Annotated in this window: 14 protein-coding genes; 6 read left to right on the top strand and 8 right to left on the bottom strand. The window is 54.3% G+C overall.

Features of this window, described 5'->3' with window-relative positions; genetic code table 11:
- Positions 1-192 precede the first annotated feature (192 nt).
- On the top strand, positions 193-1,587 hold the full coding sequence (gene pheP / locus NA389_RS07950; RefSeq protein ID WP_000786283.1) for a phenylalanine transporter: 1,395 nt from the start codon (positions 193-195) through the stop codon (positions 1,585-1,587).
- Positions 1,588-1,628: 41 nt separating this feature from the next.
- Here pheP and NA389_RS07945 read toward each other — a convergent pair whose 3' ends face one another.
- Entirely contained in the window at positions 1,629-2,876 is a 1,248-nt protein-coding gene (locus NA389_RS07945; protein WP_001170704.1) for a mechanosensitive ion channel family protein, read from the bottom strand.
- A 310-nt stretch (positions 2,877-3,186) separates the two neighbouring features.
- Between NA389_RS07945 and NA389_RS07940 the strand changes: the two genes are divergently transcribed.
- Entirely contained in the window at positions 3,187-5,157 is a 1,971-nt protein-coding gene (locus NA389_RS07940; RefSeq protein ID WP_000192417.1) for an autotransporter domain-containing esterase, read from the top strand.
- A gap of 265 nt (positions 5,158-5,422) precedes the next feature.
- On the opposite strand, the gene nfsB is transcribed toward NA389_RS07940, so the two are convergent.
- The 3 genes from nfsB to NA389_RS07925 all read right to left on the bottom strand — a co-directional run bounded on the left by nfsB (position 5,423) and on the right by NA389_RS07925 (position 7,122).
- Positions 5,423-6,076: an oxygen-insensitive NAD(P)H nitroreductase gene (gene nfsB, locus NA389_RS07935; protein WP_000355876.1), complete on the bottom strand. Its 654-nt coding sequence runs from the start codon at positions 6,074-6,076 to the stop codon at positions 5,423-5,425.
- A gap of 96 nt (positions 6,077-6,172) precedes the next feature.
- A complete protein-coding gene (locus NA389_RS07930; protein WP_000348987.1) occupies positions 6,173-6,541 on the bottom strand; it encodes an MmcQ/YjbR family DNA-binding protein in 369 nt (122 codons plus the stop codon).
- Positions 6,541-7,122, bottom strand: coding sequence for a TetR/AcrR family transcriptional regulator (locus NA389_RS07925; RefSeq protein WP_000113609.1), 582 nt, complete (start codon positions 7,120-7,122; stop codon positions 6,541-6,543). The genes NA389_RS07930 and NA389_RS07925 overlap by 1 nt, the downstream gene beginning before the upstream one ends.
- A gap of 288 nt (positions 7,123-7,410) precedes the next feature.
- On the opposite strand from NA389_RS07925, the gene NA389_RS07920 reads away from it, so the two are divergent.
- A complete protein-coding gene (locus tag NA389_RS07920; RefSeq protein ID WP_000155635.1) occupies positions 7,411-7,752 on the top strand; it encodes a RamA family antibiotic efflux transcriptional regulator in 342 nt (113 codons plus the stop codon).
- Positions 7,753-7,757: 5 nt separating this feature from the next.
- Here the strand turns inward: NA389_RS07920 and NA389_RS07915 are convergent, their stop codons facing one another.
- From NA389_RS07915 to NA389_RS07900, 4 genes are all read right to left on the bottom strand, one after another.
- The gene (locus tag NA389_RS07915) at positions 7,758-8,006 is read right to left on the bottom strand and encodes a DUF1158 family protein (protein ID WP_000682497.1); all 249 of its coding nucleotides are present in this window, start codon (positions 8,004-8,006) and stop codon (positions 7,758-7,760) included.
- 66 nt (positions 8,007-8,072) lie between these two features.
- Entirely contained in the window at positions 8,073-9,191 is a 1,119-nt protein-coding gene (locus tag NA389_RS07910) for a YbdK family carboxylate-amine ligase (protein ID WP_001196908.1), read from the bottom strand.
- Between the two features lie 11 nt (positions 9,192-9,202).
- The gene (entD, locus tag NA389_RS07905) at positions 9,203-9,907 is read right to left on the bottom strand and encodes an enterobactin synthase subunit EntD (protein WP_001260564.1); all 705 of its coding nucleotides are present in this window, start codon (positions 9,905-9,907) and stop codon (positions 9,203-9,205) included.
- A gap of 46 nt (positions 9,908-9,953) precedes the next feature.
- On the bottom strand, positions 9,954-12,209 hold the full coding sequence (locus tag NA389_RS07900; RefSeq protein WP_001034966.1) for a TonB-dependent siderophore receptor: 2,256 nt from the start codon (positions 12,207-12,209) through the stop codon (positions 9,954-9,956).
- Positions 12,210-12,397: 188 nt separating this feature from the next.
- Here NA389_RS07900 and fes point away from each other — a divergent pair, with 188 nt between their 5' ends.
- Genes fes through entF form a run of 3 tightly spaced genes read left to right on the top strand, consistent with a single transcriptional unit; the run spans position 12,398 to position 17,742 of the window.
- Entirely contained in the window at positions 12,398-13,612 is a 1,215-nt protein-coding gene (fes, locus tag NA389_RS07895; RefSeq protein ID WP_000656586.1) for an enterochelin esterase, read from the top strand.
- 30 nt (positions 13,613-13,642) lie between these two features.
- Positions 13,643-13,861 carry an MbtH family protein gene (locus tag NA389_RS07890; RefSeq protein ID WP_000396006.1) on the top strand — a complete coding sequence of 73 codons (219 nt, stop codon included), beginning with the start codon at positions 13,643-13,645 and terminating at the stop codon, positions 13,859-13,861.
- The gene (gene entF / locus NA389_RS07885; protein ID WP_000194145.1) at positions 13,858-17,742 is read left to right on the top strand and encodes an enterobactin non-ribosomal peptide synthetase EntF; all 3,885 of its coding nucleotides are present in this window, start codon (positions 13,858-13,860) and stop codon (positions 17,740-17,742) included. Before NA389_RS07890 ends, entF begins: the two co-directional genes overlap by 4 nt.
- Positions 17,743-17,913: the final 171 nt, after the last annotated feature.

The following is a 17,913-nucleotide window of genomic DNA, read 5'->3' as shown; positions in this document are numbered from 1 at the left end:
TTATACCCAGCGTCTGTCACCCGTAACGTTCTATATCGGCGCGCACTCTTTTCTTTTTACTCCCCGCGACATCTTTTTTTACACGATAACGTTAACGTCCGGAGTTGAGCCTTGACAAACGATTGCGCCTTGCGGCAGCGAGAGCGAAATGTTAAAAGGTGCCCCTCAATAAAAACGATACAGGGGTAGGACGTGAAAAACGCGTCAACTGCATCCGGCGCCAGCGTGTCGGATGCCGCGTCGAAGAATGAACCGACGCTTCAACGGGGGTTGCAAAACCGCCATATTCAGCTAATCGCGCTGGGCGGCGCCATTGGCACCGGACTGTTTTTGGGCATCGGCCCGGCGATTCAAATGGCGGGGCCGGCTGTTTTGTTGGGCTATGGCGTTGCCGGGATTATCGCTTTTCTCATTATGCGCCAGTTGGGTGAAATGGTCGTGGAAGAGCCGGTTTCCGGATCGTTTGCCCACTTCGCCTGGAAATATTGGGGGCCGTTTGCGGGCTTTTTGTCGGGCTGGAACTATTGGGTCATGTTTGTGCTGGTCGGGATGGCGGAGCTGACCGCGGCGGGCATCTATATGCAGTACTGGCTGCCTGACGTACCAACATGGATTTGGGCGGCGGCATTTTTTATTATCATTAATGCCGTAAATCTGGTGAACGTTCGTCTGTATGGCGAAACGGAATTCTGGTTCGCGCTCATTAAAGTGCTGGCGATTATCGGCATGATAGGTTTTGGTCTGTGGCTGCTGTTCTCCGGCCACGGCGGCGAACATGCCAGCATTGATAACCTCTGGCGTTATAACGGTTTCTTCGCTACCGGTTGGCATGGTTTGCTTCTGTCGCTGGCGGTGATTATGTTTTCTTTTGGCGGACTGGAGCTGATCGGCATTACTGCGGCGGAAGCGCGCGATCCGCAAAAAAGCATTCCGAAAGCGGTGAATCAGGTGGTATACCGTATTTTGCTGTTCTACATCGGTTCGCTGGTGGTGTTGCTGGCGCTCTATCCGTGGGTAGAGGTGAAATCCAATAGCAGCCCTTTTGTGATGATCTTCCATAACCTGGACAGTAATGTGGTGGCTTCGGCGCTGAATTTCGTTATTCTGGTCGCGTCGCTTTCGGTGTATAACAGCGGCGTTTATTCGAACAGCCGAATGCTGTTCGGCCTGTCCGTACAAGGCAATGCGCCGAAATTTTTAACCCGCGTCAGCCATCGCGGCGTGCCGGTGAACTCGCTGATACTTTCCGGAGCGATTACCTCGCTGGTGGTGCTGATCAACTATCTGTTGCCGCAAAAAGCGTTTAGCCTGTTGATGGCGCTGGTTGTCGCGACGCTATTGCTAAACTGGATAATGATTTGTCTCGCGCATTTACGTTTTCGCGCGGCGATGCGTCGTAAAGGGCGCGAGACGCAATTTAAGGCGCTGTTCTATCCCGCCGGAAACTATTTGTGCATTGCGTTTCTGGCGCTGATTCTGGTGTTAATGTGTACGATGGACGATATGCGATTGTCGGCGATTTTGCTGCCGGTATGGATTGTATTCCTGTTTATCGCGTTTACAGTTTTGCGCCGTAAGGCTCATTAACTTTTTTGCCCGATCCCATGCTCATGCGATCGGGCAATCCATTAATGCCGCAATGTCCCTGACAGCGCGCGAATATCGCTGCCGGTCGGCGTCTGATGAATACGCAAGCCGAACTCTTCCACCACGGCAAAAATATGGTCGAAAATATCGGCCTGGATGCTCTCATATTCCAGCCACACGACGGTATTGGTAAAGGCGTAGATCTCTATCGGCAAACCATGATCGTCAGGCGCCAGTTGGCGTACCATCAGCGTCATGTCTTTACGGATGCGCGGATGGTGGCGTAAATATTCGTTCAGATAGGCGCGAAATGTCCCGATATTGGTCATTCGGCGGTGATTTAAGGCTGATTCCGGCGCATCCAGTTGTTTATTCCATTCATCGATTTCCTGATGACGACTGGTAAGGTACGGCTTTAACAGTTGCGCGGTTAACAGCCGCTGTTTTTCATCATCATCCAGAAAATGGATACTGGTCGCGTCAATATTAATGCTGCGTTTAATCCGGCGTCCGCCGGACGCAGACATGCCGCTCCAGTTTTTGAACGAGTCGGAAACCAGCGACCAGGTGGGAATGGTGGTGATGGTATTATCCCAGTTGCGTACTTTTACCGTGGTTAAACCAATATCAATGACCGCGCCATCTGCGCCATATTTCGGCATTTCCAGCCAGTCGCCCAGTTTGAGCATATCGTTGGCGGAAAGCTGTATACCGGCAACCAGGCCAAGAATCGGGTCTTTAAAGACCAGCATTAATACCGCGGCCATCGCGCCCAGCCCGCTGATTAAAATTGCTGGTGACTGGCCAATCAGTAGTGAGATCATCAGAATGCCGACGATAATTGCGCCGATGAGCTTAATGCCCTGAAATATTCCTTTTAGCGGCAACTGAGAGGCGGCGGGCCATTTTTGCGATAGATTGAAAATCACGTCCAGCAGAGAAAATAACGACAGCAGGGCGTAGGTCATAATCCATAACTGCGCGCAGGTCGTCAGGATATCCGCAGCCTCACTGCCTTTTTGTAGCCAGAGCGCGGCCTGAATATTGACAATGATGCCTTGCAGCGTAAAAGCCAGACGATGGAATAATTTATTCTGGGTAATAATTTGCAGCCACAGGCGGGAACTGGCGTTGGCACGTTTTTCGAAAGCGCGCAGTACTATCCAGTGCAAAATAATATGCACGACAACTGCTGTCAGAAAAATAATACCAAATATCACCACCAGCGACGTGGTGTGATTCATTTCAATTCCCGCTAAATCTTCTACCTGGGATATCAATTTCTGCATAATCTCTCCTTTATAAACAGCAGCCTATGATGACTGCTGAATGGCATTTATGCAAATCAGGACGCCTGCGCTTCAGGCATAATCAGCAACAGACGGGTAAAAGCGCCTCTGGGGTTATCCATACGCTATATTTTATCCAGCGCCCTGTAAACGTCGTTATTTTACGCGGTTCCCTCTTTTTGAACAGGCGCCAGTCCGTCAACAATGAATGAAAACTTTTTAACCAGAATGTTTAAAACGATTGCAATATCTCTGTCAGATAATGATTAGCACCGTCGTACCTCTCAACAATAACATTAAGGAATATCGGATGACCCAAAAGCGTACCCTGCTAAAATACGGCATACTCTCGCTGGCGCTGGCCGCGCCATTATCTGCCTGTGCGTTTGACTCTCTTACGGTGATTGGCGATAGCCTTAGCGATACCGGAAATAACGGTCGCTGGACCTGGGATAGTGGTCAAAATAAGCTCTACGACGAACAGTTGGCCGAACTATATGGGCTGGCATTAAGCCCTTCCAGCAATGGCGGTTCTAATTATGCCGCCGGCGGCGCGACGGCGACCCCGGAATTAAACCCGCAGGATAATACCGCAGATCAGGTACGTCAGTGGCTTGCCAAAACAGGGGGAAAAGCCGACCACAACGGTTTGTATATTCACTGGGTCGGCGGAAACGATCTGGCGGCGGCCATCGCGCGACCTGCCATGGCACAGCAAATAGCCGGTAATAGCGCCACTAGCGCGGCGGCGCAGGTAGGGATGTTACTGGATGCCGGCGCCGGGCTGGTCGTGGTGCCAAACGTACCGGATATTAGTGCGACGCCAATGCTTCTGGAGGCGGTAATCACCGCCGGGCTGGGCGCAGCGGCGCCCCCGGCGCTAAAAGCGGCGTTAGAGGCGCTGGCGGAGGGCGCTACGCCCGATTTCGCCAGTCGGCAACAGGCGATCCGCAAGGCGTTGCTGGCGGCGGCTGCAACGGTAAGCAGCAATCCGTTTATTCAGCAACTGCTCGTTGAGCAACTGCTGGCGGGCTATGAAAAGGCGGCAGGGCAGGCGTCAGCTCTGACCGATTATTATAATCAGATGGAAGAGAAGGGGCTGGAGCAACACGGCGGCAATATAGCCCGTGCCGATATCAACGGCCTCTTTAAGGAAATTCTTGCCAACCCGCAGGCGTTTGGTCTGACAAATACCGTAGGTATGGCCTGCCCGCCAGGCGTATCCGCTTCGGCGTGCTCCTCGGCGATGCCTGGATTTAATGCGTCGCAGGACTATCTGTTTGCCGATCATTTACATCCCGGTCCGCAGGTCCATACCATTATTGCGCAATATATCCAGTCGATCATTGCCGCGCCGGTACAGGCGACATACCTGAACCAAAGCGTTCAGTCGATGGCGCAAGGCAGTCGTACCACGCTTGACAGCCGTTATCAGCAGCTTCGCCAGGGGGAAAATCCTGTTGGTTCACTGGGCATGTTCGGCGGATACAGCGGGGGATATCAACGTTATGATAATAATGAGGCCGACGGGAACGGTAATCATAATAATCTGACGGTTGGCGTCGATTATCAGCTTAACGAGCAGGTACTGCTGGGAGGGCTGATAGCCGGTTCTCTGGATAAGCAACATCCTGACGATAATTATCGTTATGATGCCCGCGGTTTTCAGGCCGCCGTATTCAGCCATTTGCGCGCTGGTCAGGCGTGGCTGGATAGCGATTTACACTATCTGTCCGCTAAATTCAGTAACATTCAGCGCAGTATAACGCTCGGTGCGTTAAGACGGGTGGAAGAGGGCGAAACCAACGGTCGGCTGTGGGGCGCGAGGTTAACCAGTGGTTATGATTTTGTCATGATGCCGTGGTTAACGACCGGACCGATGCTGCAATATGCATGGGATTACAGCCACGTTAATGGTTATAGCGAGAAGCTCAATACCAGTACATCAATGCGTTTTGGCGACCAAAACGCCCATTCGCAGGTGGGTAGCGCTGGTTGGCGTCTGGATCTCCGCCACAGCATCATTCACTCCTGGGCGCAGATTAATTATCGCCGTCAGTTTGGCGATGATACGTATGTGGCGAATGGCGGCCTTAAATCGACCGCGCTGACGTTTAGCCGCGACGGAAAAGCGCAGGATAAAAACTGGGTTGATATCGCGATTGGCGCAGATTTTCCGCTGTCGGCAACGGTGTCCGCTTTCGCCGGGCTGTCGCAAACGGCAGGGTTAAGCGATGGCAATCAAACCCATTATAACGTTGGGTTTAGCGCCCGATTTTGATGACACGCCAGGGAGGACCAACCCCGTGGTGACAATATCGCCATCGTAGGCGCAAACCGGTGTCACGCCGTTTTCTCCTTCATCCAGATAGGGGTATCCAGATATGGCAAACGGCGTGCCAGTTTTAAATATTATTTATTTTCAATAGGTTGAAAGAGGAAGTTAACACTAGCGATGTAAAACCTGGCACTTCGCGCCATTGATCATTGGGGAACCTGGCAGAAAGGTGAAAAAAGCCGGACGGGCGTCCGGCTTAGGCAGGGGATTAGACTTCCGTCAGTGTGGTTTCAAGCGGCAGACGTGATTTCGGCAGCCCGGCGTTGAAATCCTCGACGCTATGATGGCCGACCGGCACCACGACCAGACTGGTATAGCCTTTTTCTTTCAGACCAAATTCAGCGTCGAGCACCTCGGCGTCGAAACCTTCAATGGGGACGGCGTCGAGACCCATCGCGGCGACGCCCAGCAGAAAGTTGCCGACGTTCAGATAGACCTGTTTCGCCATCCACTGGTGGTCATCTTTTAGCGAGACGCGGTGCATATCGGCGAAAAAGCGGCGACCTTTATCATTTGCCGCTTTAGCTTCCGGCGTAGCGAAACGGCCATCGGCATCTTCCTGATCGACCACCCGTTGCAGCCAGGCGTCGTCCATCGCGGTTTTCGCGCAGAAGACCACCACATGGGAGGCGTCCAGCATTTTGCGTTCGTTGAACGTGTAGTTTCCGGCAGCGGATTTTGCTACGCGCGCTTTGCCTTCTTCCGTACTGGCGACAATAAAGTGCCACGGCTGGGAATTGGTGCTGGAGGGGCTGTACTGTAGTAGTGTTTTTATTTTATCCGGTTCTTCGGCGGTCAGTTTTTTGCTGGGATCGAACGCCTTAGTGGAGTAGCGCTTTAAGGCGACAGAAACGATATCCATAAATGCTCCTGGTTGGTTTAGTACCCTTTTGTATCAGCAGGGTACCGGGTTATCGGTAAAAAGATAAGGGAGGAAAATGCGGAAACGGTTATTGCATCAGCGCGGCCGCAGGCGCAGTTGCTCTCTTTTAGGCAGCCCGTCTACGACCAGATTCCATGAGTCATTTATCAAATCGTTGAGTAGCGAGACGGTGATATCCTCGCCCGCATAGACTGAAATCCAGTGTTTCTTATTCATGTGATAGCCAGGCGCAATGCTGGGGTAAATTTGTTGATTTACCAGGGATTTTTGGGGGGCCGATTTCAGGTTCACTACTGGGCGACAGTGATGTTCAGTGAACAGCATGAATATTTTGCCGCCGACTTTAAACACATCGTACTGTGGGCCGAAAGGCCAGCAGTGTTCGGTAAAAGGCAGTTCCAGCGCAAAGCGTTTTGCACAGGCGTGCAGTGTTTGACCGTCCATTATTGCTCCTCGCGAGTCAGCGCGCGCCACATGGCTTCGAATCCCAGCGCAATATATTCGCCAGCGCGAGCGGGATCGCGCGCGGCGAAATCCATTGTTGTTTCAGCCAGCGCCAGAAAAAGGCCGTCGCCGAAGGCGCGGTACTCATCCGACATAAACACCATCAAAACGGAACGATGACATAAATCGCGCAATTCGGGGAACATATCGTCGGCCCGTTGTTCCGTCTCTTTGGTGAGCTTTTCGCTGACGGCCAGTTGACGGATCGCCCGATGGCGCGCGGGATGGTTCAGACCCCAACTGATGTAACTGTTCCAGATAAAACGAGTCATCATTTTGGCATCGGTAATGGATCGATCCAGCTCCATTATCATTGACTGGCAGAGATCCTGCTTTAAATGCAAATACAACGTGTTAATCAGCTCATCTTTGGTCGCGAAATAGCGAAACAATGTTCCTTCTGCAACACCTGCGTTACGCGCAATCACCGCCGTTGAGGCAGCGATGCCGGATTGCGCTATCGCCTGGGTTGCCGCTTCCAGTAATGCTTGTTTTTTGTCTTCACTCTTCGGACGAGCCACTACACGTTACCCTTATGTCTGGAAAAACATGATTGAATCATGCCCGTTGTCGCGTCGCAACGGTGAATGTCAACCTTTGAAAAGTACCTTGACGGCGTATCTTTGCTTTCTATAATGAGTGCTTACTCACTCATAATCAAGGGCTGCCGCATGAAGTGGTAGAAAAGCATATTGCAGGCCATGCGATAAGCCGTCTCACAATTTGTGTGGTTATTACTATGCTTATTGCTGTTGCCGTAAATGTGCGGTGCGGGAGCCGCTGACGAGTTTGATAGAGGGGAGAGCACGATGACCATTTCCGCTCAGGTTATCGACACGATTGTCGAGTGGATTGATGATAATTTGAATCAGCCGTTACGTATTGATGATATTGCCCGTCATGCGGGGTATTCCAAGTGGCACCTGCAGCGCCTTTTTATGCAGTACAAAGGGGAGAGTCTGGGGCGCTACGTGCGTGAACGGAAGCTAAAACTGGCGGCGCGCGACCTGCGCGACACCGACCAGAAGGTGTATGATATTTGTCTAAAGTATGGTTTTGATTCGCAGCAAACCTTTACGCGCATTTTTACCCGCACGTTCAACCTGCCGCCAGGCGCTTATCGTAAAGAAAATCATGGCCGTACGCATTGAAATGTTTAATCGGCCAGTGAAAACCAGCGCCGCCAGATAAAGCGAATAACATAATATTCCAGCGCGCCGAGCAAAAGAAACCATAAACAAAACAACAAAGTATAAAGCTGGTTGAGATCCATAAGATGAAAGATCCCGACCAGTTTTTGCGCCAGCGCAAGGCCGAGCGAAGGGGCGGGCAGCAGCAGGCTGGAGAGCAACGCCATCAGCAAAATACCGGCAGCGGTCATCAATGATTCAAGCGGGTGTTTCATGGCTTTGTTAAACGTAAGTTAAAACGCCATTGTCCGGGATATCGCCTGGTAAGGCAAATATGCTGTCTATTGTCCCGCCCAGATTTCGCAATGTTTTTGTACCAGGCCTATCAGCGATCCGCCGTCGGCAATAAACTCCCGCATATATTGCGCTTCGTTACCGCCTTTTTTCACCTGCAGACGTAGTGCGTCAATGGCGCTGTCGGCGCCCAGCTTGCGCGCAGAGGGGGTAACGTTGTCCAGCAGACGCAGCGTATCATCTGCCAGGCGACGGCGGTCGCCGGTATAGGCATCGGTTAGCACGCCCTCCAGACCATAGCGGCAAGCCTGAAAACGGTTGAATTTATATAACAGATAGTCTTGTTCCTGCGGTTTAAAGGGACGCTCGGTCAGCAGCCAGTGCGCGGTCGCCTGAATCAACCCTGCCATATTGATGGCATGATCAAGGGTGAGCGGCGTATCCATCACCCGAACTTCTACCGTGCCAAAGGCCGGGCTGGGGCGGATATCCCAGTGCAAATCTTTGATGCTGTCGATCATCGTGGTGTAAGACAGACGACGAAATAGTCCGGCAAACTCTTGCCAGTTACTGACCCACGGCATGGGACCGTTATCGGGAAAAGCGGAAAAAATATTCAGGCGCGCGCAGGCAAAACGGGTGTCAGATCCTTGCATATAGGGAGACGCGGCGGAGAGCGCAATAAAGTGTGGCACAAAATGCGACAGCCCGTGTAAAAGATAAATCGCATCGTCGCCGTTCGCGCAGCCGACGTGGACATGCTGGCCGAAAACCGTCGCCTGTTGAATTAAGTAGCCGAAATTTTCCAGCGTGCGTTGATAGCGCTCATTATCACAGACCTCCTGACGCTGCCATTTTTGAAAAGGGTGCGTACCGCCGCCGCAAATGCCGAGATGGTGTTCCGACGCCGCCTGTAAAATAACGTGCTGCATGGCAGAAAGTTGGGCCGCCGCCTGGTCAATATCGCGGCAGACGCCCGTGGCCATCTCCAGCATACTTTCGGTGATATCGTGCTTAATTTCTCCCGCAGTAAGTTGGGGCTTAACGGCGTCGATCAGTGTAGAAGAGTCCTGACTTAAATCGTAGCCAGGTGGATTGATCACCTGCATCTCCAGCTCAATACCAAGCGTATAAGGTTCAGAAACGTGAAAATCATTCAGCGCCATAGTGATCTCATTTATCGGGGTATTGCGCTAAGTATAGAAGCGGGAGCGCTCCTGTCGTGGGGAAAGCGCGTTATTGCAGAAACAAGAGTAATAACGCTATTGCCACGTTGAAACCATTCTGTACGGACGGTACGTTCAGCCATCGTGGCGGCAAAGGCTGGCAGCAGATGTAACGAGATGTGCGTGGCGGTAAGCGAGGTAACTTTTGCGCTATCGAATCCCGGGAGCGTGACGCGGTCTGAAAAGGCTTTATAAACGCTCTCCTTGGCGGAGAAAGCCAGCGTCAGGGCAAGCGGAAAAGGGAGCGAGCTCGCCTGGAGAATTTGGCGCTCATCGCTATCAATAATGGACGGCGCCAGCTCTGTCGCCGTGTGCTGACTCATGATTTTTTCTATATCAATGCCGATACGCTGTCGGGATATGACGGCCAGCGCCGTTGACGCACAGTGGCTGATGCTGCCAAATAGGCCGTCCGGCCATAGCGGCTGTCGCTTGTCGCCAATACCGGGCACTGTCCTGACGCCCACCTCGCGTAGCGCATGAACGGCGGCGATGCGGCCTGCCAGATGTTCAGCTTTACGCTTGCGTCCGGCAGACCGGAGCCGATCGTGATGAGGCAGCCATAACAGGTCGTGCTCGTGAAAGCTGCTCGCATCAAAGTCGACGATATGCAGCCTGTGTCCGGCAAAGGGAAGGGGAAAATGAGATGTCCGCATCGTTTTTTGCTAATTCCCTCCCCGAATGAGGGAGGGAAGGTTGCCATCAGAAATGGGTATTAATGCTCATATACCACGTACGTCCCGGTTCGTTATAGGTGTACGCGCCAGCGCCCGCCATATAAGCGCCAGTTTGAGTATCCCTGACGGTTTGCGCGTTACCTTCACGCCACAGACGTTTGTCAAAGAGGTTATCCACGCCACCGGTCAGGCTGACATTTTTGGTCACGTCCCAGGTCGCGCTCAGGCCAACAATACTGTATGGGCTGACCGCTTGCTTATCTGTTCCGGTAACGGGGTTACCCTGATAATCATATTTCTTCGGCTCTTGTTTGCCGTACCAGGTGAAGGTCGATTGCAGAGAAACGTCCTGACGTACCTGCCAGCTCAGGGTTGAGTTAAGCGTGTACTGTGGAATAATCGACAGACGTTCGCCGGTCTCTTTGTTTTTACTCTGCAGCATATACGTAACGTTATTCGTCCAGTTGACGGTGTCGCTAACCGGTACGTTTAACGTGCCTTCCAGACCTTCAACGACCGCTTTCGGCACGTTCTCCCACTGATAGACATCCGTTTTGCCGTTGTTGATACGCTGCAACGGCACCGTACCCGCTTCGATCTTATTGCGGTAATCATTGCGGAACCAGGTGATGCCGGCCAGCCAGCCATCGCGTTTAAATTCCAGACCGATCTCTTTATTGATGCTGGTTTCGGCTTTCAGATCATCGTTACCCATCATATAGCAGCCGATGCCGGTACCCGCGCCAGTCGCGTAGCAACCCTGACCTTTGCTATACAAAATATAGTTTGGGTTAGTCTGGTACAGACTCGGGGCTTTATAAGCGCGGGCGATCCCCATTTTCAGGGTAAAGTCATCCCCCAGACCTTGCGACAGGTTCAGCGACGGGCTCCAGTTATCCCCCACAATACTGTGATGATCGAAACGTAGCCCCGGCGTCAGCATGGTGCTGTCGGTCAGTTCCATGTTGTTTTCAGCAAACAGAGAGAAAATTTCCGCTTTTGAATAGGGGCTACGATTGGTACTGCTGTAACCCGGGATATTTCCCCCCATAAAGGTTTGCGAGTTGGAGAGCTCGTCTTTCATACGCTGTTGGGCCCATTCGGTACCCAGCGTCAGGTTTTGATTGACCAGCAGATCGAAAGGAAGGCTCACTTCGCTGTGTAGGGTGACGTCATTCAAATCGGCATCGGCATATTTTTGCGATGCTTTGGGATCGAAAATTCCTTCGGTGCCGCCTGCCAGGCCTTCCGGCATTCGGGAGTTACGGGTATGTTCGTATTGCACCCAGTTACTGGTGGTTACGCCATTATCCCAGCCGCCGTTCCAGGTCAGAGAGTAGTTCTGCCGATAGAGGCGGTTCGTCTCTTTTCCGTAATTATCTTTCACCAGTTGGTTCGTATTGGTGTTCTGAGTATCACCGGCATAGAGATTGCCCTGGCGACTGTATCCGGCCTCCAGCTCCAGAGACTGAAGCGGAGCAAAATCCCAACGAACTACGCCGTTGATATCTTTGTTAATGACCCCCTCGCGTCCTGCCGGTAGCGTGTCGGCGTAACTCCCGGTACGTTCAGACTGATGCCCCTGGTTAATATTACGCGCATCCGCCTGCGTTTTGTCGAGGTTGCCATACAGACGGAAGCTGAAATCCCCGCCCAGCGGGCCGTTCAGGCTAAAGTTAGTGCGTTTGGTCGCGCCTTCGTCTTTATGTTCCGGCGCGTTGAAATAGGTATTCCAGGAACCGTGCCACTCGCTACCGCCTTTTTTGGTAATGATATTGACCACGCCACCCGCCGCGCCGTTACCGTAGCGTGCGGCGGCAGGGCCACGCAGCACTTCAATGCGTTCGATCATCTCCGGCGGCACCCACGCGGTATCGCCGCGGGTATCGCGTTCGCCGCGCCAGCCCAGGCGCACCGAGTTACGGCTGGTGACGGGTTTACCGTCTATCAGGATGAGGGTGTTTTCCGGCCCCATGCCGCGAATATCGATTTGGCGGTTATTCCCGCGCTGACCGCTGGTGGAGTTGCCGGTCAGGTTTACGCCTGGCATGGTGCGGATGATTTCTGACACGTCGCGCGCGGGCGGATTTTTGCGGATCTCATCGGCGGTGATGGTGGATACGCCTGGCGCCTGTAGGTTTTGCTGGGCAGCGGTCACCACGATGGTGTCTTCATTGGTGAGCGCAGCGCTATCGGTTTTTTCTTCCGCCATCACGGGCAGAGCGGCCCCGTAAATCCCTAAATTGACCAGTAAGGTCAGGGAATGAATCTTCTTGTTCATTGTATATCCTGCTTTTCTTTAGCCACATAAGCCAAAGCGCCCGTCAAAGGCATTGGCCGGGTGGTGAAATTGTGTTCGCGCGTCCCATAGCGCGACAATACGCTATTGCAAATGCAAATAGTTATCAATAATATTATCAATATATTTCACCTTTTATATACAAAATTCATAATAAACACAGGGTTATAATGAAAGAGGCGCTGGCAACGGGAAGTGAGGCCTGGTGGAGGACGAAAACCGGGCCGGAATGGATACGGGAAAAAGACGGAAATTATCGGGTCACTTTTTGGTGGCGCGACCCGCAGGGAAACGAAACACACTCCCCGATACGGCATGTCTGGGTCTACATCACTGGCGTAACCGATCATCATCAAAACGCGCAGCCTCAGACGATGGCGCGTATTGCCGGAACGGATGTCTGGCGCTGGAGCACGGCGCTTAGCGCTAACTGGCGCGGCAGCTACTGTTTTATTCCTACCGAGCGCGATGACGCTTTTGCCGCTTTTGCGCCGGGCGAAACGCCCGATCGGAACGCACTGCGTGAAGGCTGGCGACAGCTATTACCGCAGGCAATTGCCGACCCGCTTAATTCGCAAAGCTGGCGGGGAGGACGTGGTCATGCGGTTTCAGCGCTGGAAATGCCGGATGCGCCCCTTCAGCCGGGATGGGATCGTCCTGAAACGCCGTACTCGCCGCCTTTGATGATGCAGTGGCATAGCGCACGTCTGGGCAATTCCCGCCGCGTATGGATATTGACGACCGGAGACGAGGCGCCGGAGGAAAAACCGTTGGCTATTCTGCTGGACGGTCAATTCTGGGCGGAAAATATGCCCGTCTGGCCCGCGCTCGCCTCGCTGACTCATCAACGCCTGCTTCCTGGTGCCGTCTACCTGCTGATTGACGCGATTGATACTCAACACCGCAGCCAGGAGTTGACCTGCAATGCCGACTTCTGGCTGGCGGTGCAGCAGGAACTGTTGCCGCAAGTCAGAGCCGTGACGCCTTTTAGCGATGATGCCGGGCGAACGGTGGTCGCCGGACAGAGTTTTGGCGGCCTGTCGGCGCTGTATGCCGGCCTGAACTGGCCGACGCGTTTTGGCTGTGTACTAAGCCAGTCAGGATCGTTCTGGTGGCCCCATCGCATCACCCCGCCGGAGGGGGAAGTCATTACCCGGCTGAAAACCGGCGCATTATGCGCGCACGGACTGCGTATCGTACTGGAAGCCGGCGTGCGTGAGCCGATCGTGTTTCAGGCGAATCAGGCGCTTTATGCCCAACTGAATACCTCGCAGCAGTCCATTTTCTGGCGTCAGGTTGACGGCGGACACGATGCGCTTTGCTGGCGCGGCGGGCTAACGCAAGGGCTGATGCTGCTTTGGCAGCCGCTTATCGACACGCTTTAACCGGGCACATGTCCATGACAGGAGTTGAGTATGGAATTCAGTAATCCCTTCGATAATCCGCAGGGACAGTTTTACATCCTGCAAAATGCGCAGCGTCAATTCAGCCTTTGGCCAGCGGCGTGCGCGCTTCCCGCAGGCTGGGACGTGGTATGCGAACCGCAATCGCAGGACGCGTGCCAGCAGTGGCTTAATACGCGCTGGACAACACTGAATCCGGCCCATTATGCCGATAAGCAGGAGGCGAAATGACGCAGCGTTTACCGTTAGTCGCCGCTCAGCCGGGGATCTGGATGGCGGAAAAACTCTCTGATTTACCCTCCGCCTGGAGCGTGGCGCACTACGTGGAATTGAATGGCGAGCTGGATGCCCCCTTGCTGGCAAAAGCGGTAGCGGTAGGGATGCAACAGGCGGATACGCTACGGATGCGTTTTACCGAAGAGAACGGCGAGGTCTGGCAATGGATAGATCCTGAGCACACCTTCGGCGAGCCCCCGATTGCCGATTTACGCGACCAGCCCGATCCGCATCACGCGGCGCTGGCGTTAATGCAGGCGGATTTACGGCAAAACCTGCGCGCAGATAGCGGTAAGCCGCTGGCGTTTCACCAGTTAATCCGCATTGATGATACCCGCTGGTATTGGTATCAGCGCTATCACCATTTGCTGGTGGATGGCTTTAGCTTCCCGGCGATAACCCGCCAGATTGCGGCGATTTATCGCGCCTGGCAGAGCGACGCCCCTACGCCGGAGTCGCCTTTTACCCCCTTTGCGGATGTGGTCGAGGAATATCAGCGCTATCACCAGAGCGAGGCCTGGCAGCGTGACGGCGCCTTCTGGGCGCAGCAGCGCCGCGAGCTGCCGCCGCCGGCGTCAATGTCTGCCGCGCCGCTGCCGGGGCGGTCGGCGAGTGCGGGTATTCTGCGTATGAAATTGAGCGCGCCAGCGGGGGCGTTTCGCCAGCTGGCGGCGCACATGCCTGAGATACCGCGAGCGGATCTTGCCCTGGCGCTGGTGACGTTGTGGCTGGGACGATTATGCGGGCGAATGGATTATGCCGCTGGATTTATCTTTATGCGGCGGATGGGATCGGCGGCGTTAACGGCGACCGGGCCTGTCCTTAACGTGTTGCCGCTGGCGGTTAACCTTCATGCGACGGAAGATCTGCCAACGCTGGCGAAGCGTCTTGCGGCGCAGTTAAAGAAGATGCGCCGCCACCAGCGTTACGACGCCGAACAGATTGTACGCGATAGCGGGCGAGCCGCAGGGGATACGCCGCTATTTGGCCCAGTGCTCAACATAAAAGTGTTTGATTATCATCTGGATCTTCCTGGCATACAGGCGCAAACCCATACCCTGGCGACGGGGCCGGTTAACGATCTTGAACTGGCGCTTTTTCCGGATGAAAACGGCGGTCTGGATATTGAATTGCTGGCGAATGCACAGCGTTACGATGACGCCACGCTCTCCCGCCATGCCTTACGGTTGATGGCGCTTATCACACAGTTTGCGGATAACCCGGCGCTGCGCTGCGGCGATGCGCAAATGCTGCTGGCGGAAGAACAAACGCAATTAGCACACCTTAATAATACAGCGGTAACGATTCCCGCCGCCACGCTTAGCGATTTGGTGGCGCAGCAGGCGCAAAAAACGCCAGAGGCTGCCGCGTTGGCAGATGCGCATTATCACTTTACCTACCGTGAAATGCGCGAACAGGTTGTGGCGCTGGCATACGCGCTGCGGGAACGCGGCGTTCAGCCTGGCGATAGCGTGGCGGTGGCGTTGCCGCGGTCGGTTTTCCTGACCTTAGCGCTGCATGGCATTGTCGAGGCGGGCGCCGCCTGGCTGCCGCTGGATACCGGTTATCCTGACGATCGGCTGCGAATGATGCTGGAAGATGCGCAGCCGAAACTGTTAATTACGACTCAGGCGCAGCTGGCGCGCTTTCACGATATTCCGGGGATGGAATATTTGTGTTATAGCCAACCGCTACCGGTCAGTGACGCCACTCCGCTGGGGCTGTCGTTACCGCATCATACCGCTTACATCATTTTCACCTCTGGCTCGACGGGCAGGCCGAAAGGGGTGATGGTGGGACAAACGGCGATAGTCAACCGGCTGCTGTGGATGCAGGATCACTATCCGTTGACGGCGGATGATGTAGTAGCGCAAAAAACGCCGTGCAGTTTTGACGTCTCAGTATGGGAGTTTTTCTGGCCGTTTATCGCCGGGGCGAAACTGGTGATGGCTGAACCGGAAGCGCACCGCGATCCGCTCGCGATGCAGCGGTTCTTTGCGCAATACGGCGTCACGACCACCCATTTTGTGCCGTCGATGCTGGCGGCCTTTATTGCCTCGCTCACGCCAGCGTCGGCTGGTAAAAGCTGCGCTTCCTTAAAGCGGGTTTTCTGTAGCGGCGAGGCCCTGCCGACGGCGCTGTGCCGCGAATGGGAGACGTTAACCAACGCGCCGCTACACAATCTGTACGGGCCAACGGAGGCCGCGGTGGATGTGAGCTGGTATCCGGCCTGTGGCGATGAGCTGGCGGCTGTTGATGGCAACAGCATCCCGATTGGTTATCCCGTCTGGAATACCGGTTTACGTATTCTCGATGCGCATATGCAGCCGGTGCCGCCGGGCGTGGCTGGCGATCTCTATCTTACCGGTATCCAACTGGCGCAGGGCTATCTGGGGCGTCCGGATCTTACCGCCAGCCGTTTTATCGCCGATCCTTTTGCGCCAGGCGAACGGATGTACCGTACCGGAGATGTGGCGCGCTGGCTGGATTCCGGCGCGGTGGAGTACCTGGGGCGCAGCGACGATCAGCTCAAAATTCGGGGTCAACGTATTGAACTGGGCGAGATTGACCGCGTCATGCAAACGCTGCCGGATGTTGAACAGGCGGTAGCACATGCCTGCGTCTTTAATCAGGCGGCGGCGACGGGCGGGGATGCCCGGCAACTGGTCGGCTATCTGGTGTCGCACTCCGGTTTGCCGCTGGATTTACCGGCGCTGCAGGAAAAATTACGCCAAAAACTTCCCGCGCATATGGTGCCGGTTGTGTTGTTGCAACTTGCCGGTTTGCCGCTTAGCGCTAATGGCAAGCTGGATCGTAAAGCCCTGCCGCTGCCGGACCTGACGCCGCGCGTGAAAGGGCGTGCGCCGCAGTCCGCAACGGAGATTGCTGTCGCCGCGGCGTTTTCCCGCCTGCTGGGCTGTGAGATTAACGACGTTGAAAGTGATTTCTTTGCGCTGGGCGGACATTCGCTGCTGGCGATGAAACTGGCCGCGCAGCTAAGTCAGACGTTTAACCGCCAGGTGACGCCGGGGCAGGTGATGGTGGCGTCTGACGTGGCGCAGTTGAGTAAGCTGCTCGATACTGACGATGACGAACGCTCGCGCAATCTGGGGTTCGGGCCGCTGTTGCCGCTGCGTGAAAGCGATGGTCCAACGTTATTTTGTTTCCATCCGGCGTCGGGGTTCGCCTGGCAATTTAGCGTATTATCACGCTATCTCAGCCCGTCGTGGTCGATTATGGGGATTCAGTCGCCGCGCCCCGCTGGCCCTATGCAAACTGCAACCACCCTTGATGAGGTATGTGAACATCATCTGGCGACTTTGCTCGCCCGGCAGCCGCATGGCCCTTATTATTTATTAGGCTATTCGCTGGGCGGGACGCTGGCGCAAGGGATCGCCGCCCGGTTGCGCGCACGCGGCGAAACCGTGGCGTTTTTGGGGTTACTGGACACCTGGCCGCCGGAAACGCAAAACTGGCGGGAAAAAGAGGCGAATGGCCTCAATCCGGACGTATTGGCGGAAATTGAACGTGAACGCGCAGCGTTTGTCGCCGCTCAGCAGGGAAATGCCTCCGAAGCCTTATTTACCGCCATTGAAGGCAATTATGCGGATGCCGTCCGTTTGCTGACGACGGCGCATAGCGTACCGTTTGATGGACATGCTACGCTCTTTGTGGCGGATAAAACGGTGCCGGAAGGCGTATCGCCTGAACAGAGCTGGTCGCCGTGGATAGCGTCTTTGGCTATTTATCGCCAGCCGTGCGCGCATGTAGATATTATTTCTCCCTCCGCTTTTGAAACTATCGGGCCCATCATCAGCGAGCTCATTAATAAATAACGGGCGTTGTTTCTGCCTTTAACAAATTAAATCCTGAAACCCATAATAATTACTAATTATTATGGGTTTTTTATTGCAACGATTAATTCTTTTAACATAAGTGATACATGCTACAGGCAAGTTTAATTCCGAATATTTAGCTTTTCGGGCACTGGCGTGCAAAGAGTGTTT

The organism is Salmonella sp. NW645 (assembly GCF_051703725.1).
Lineage (GTDB): Bacteria > Pseudomonadota > Gammaproteobacteria > Enterobacterales > Enterobacteriaceae > Salmonella > Salmonella enterica.
The sequence above is the reverse complement of the archived record's forward strand: the minus strand, read 5'-3'. Positions and strand labels throughout refer to the sequence as shown.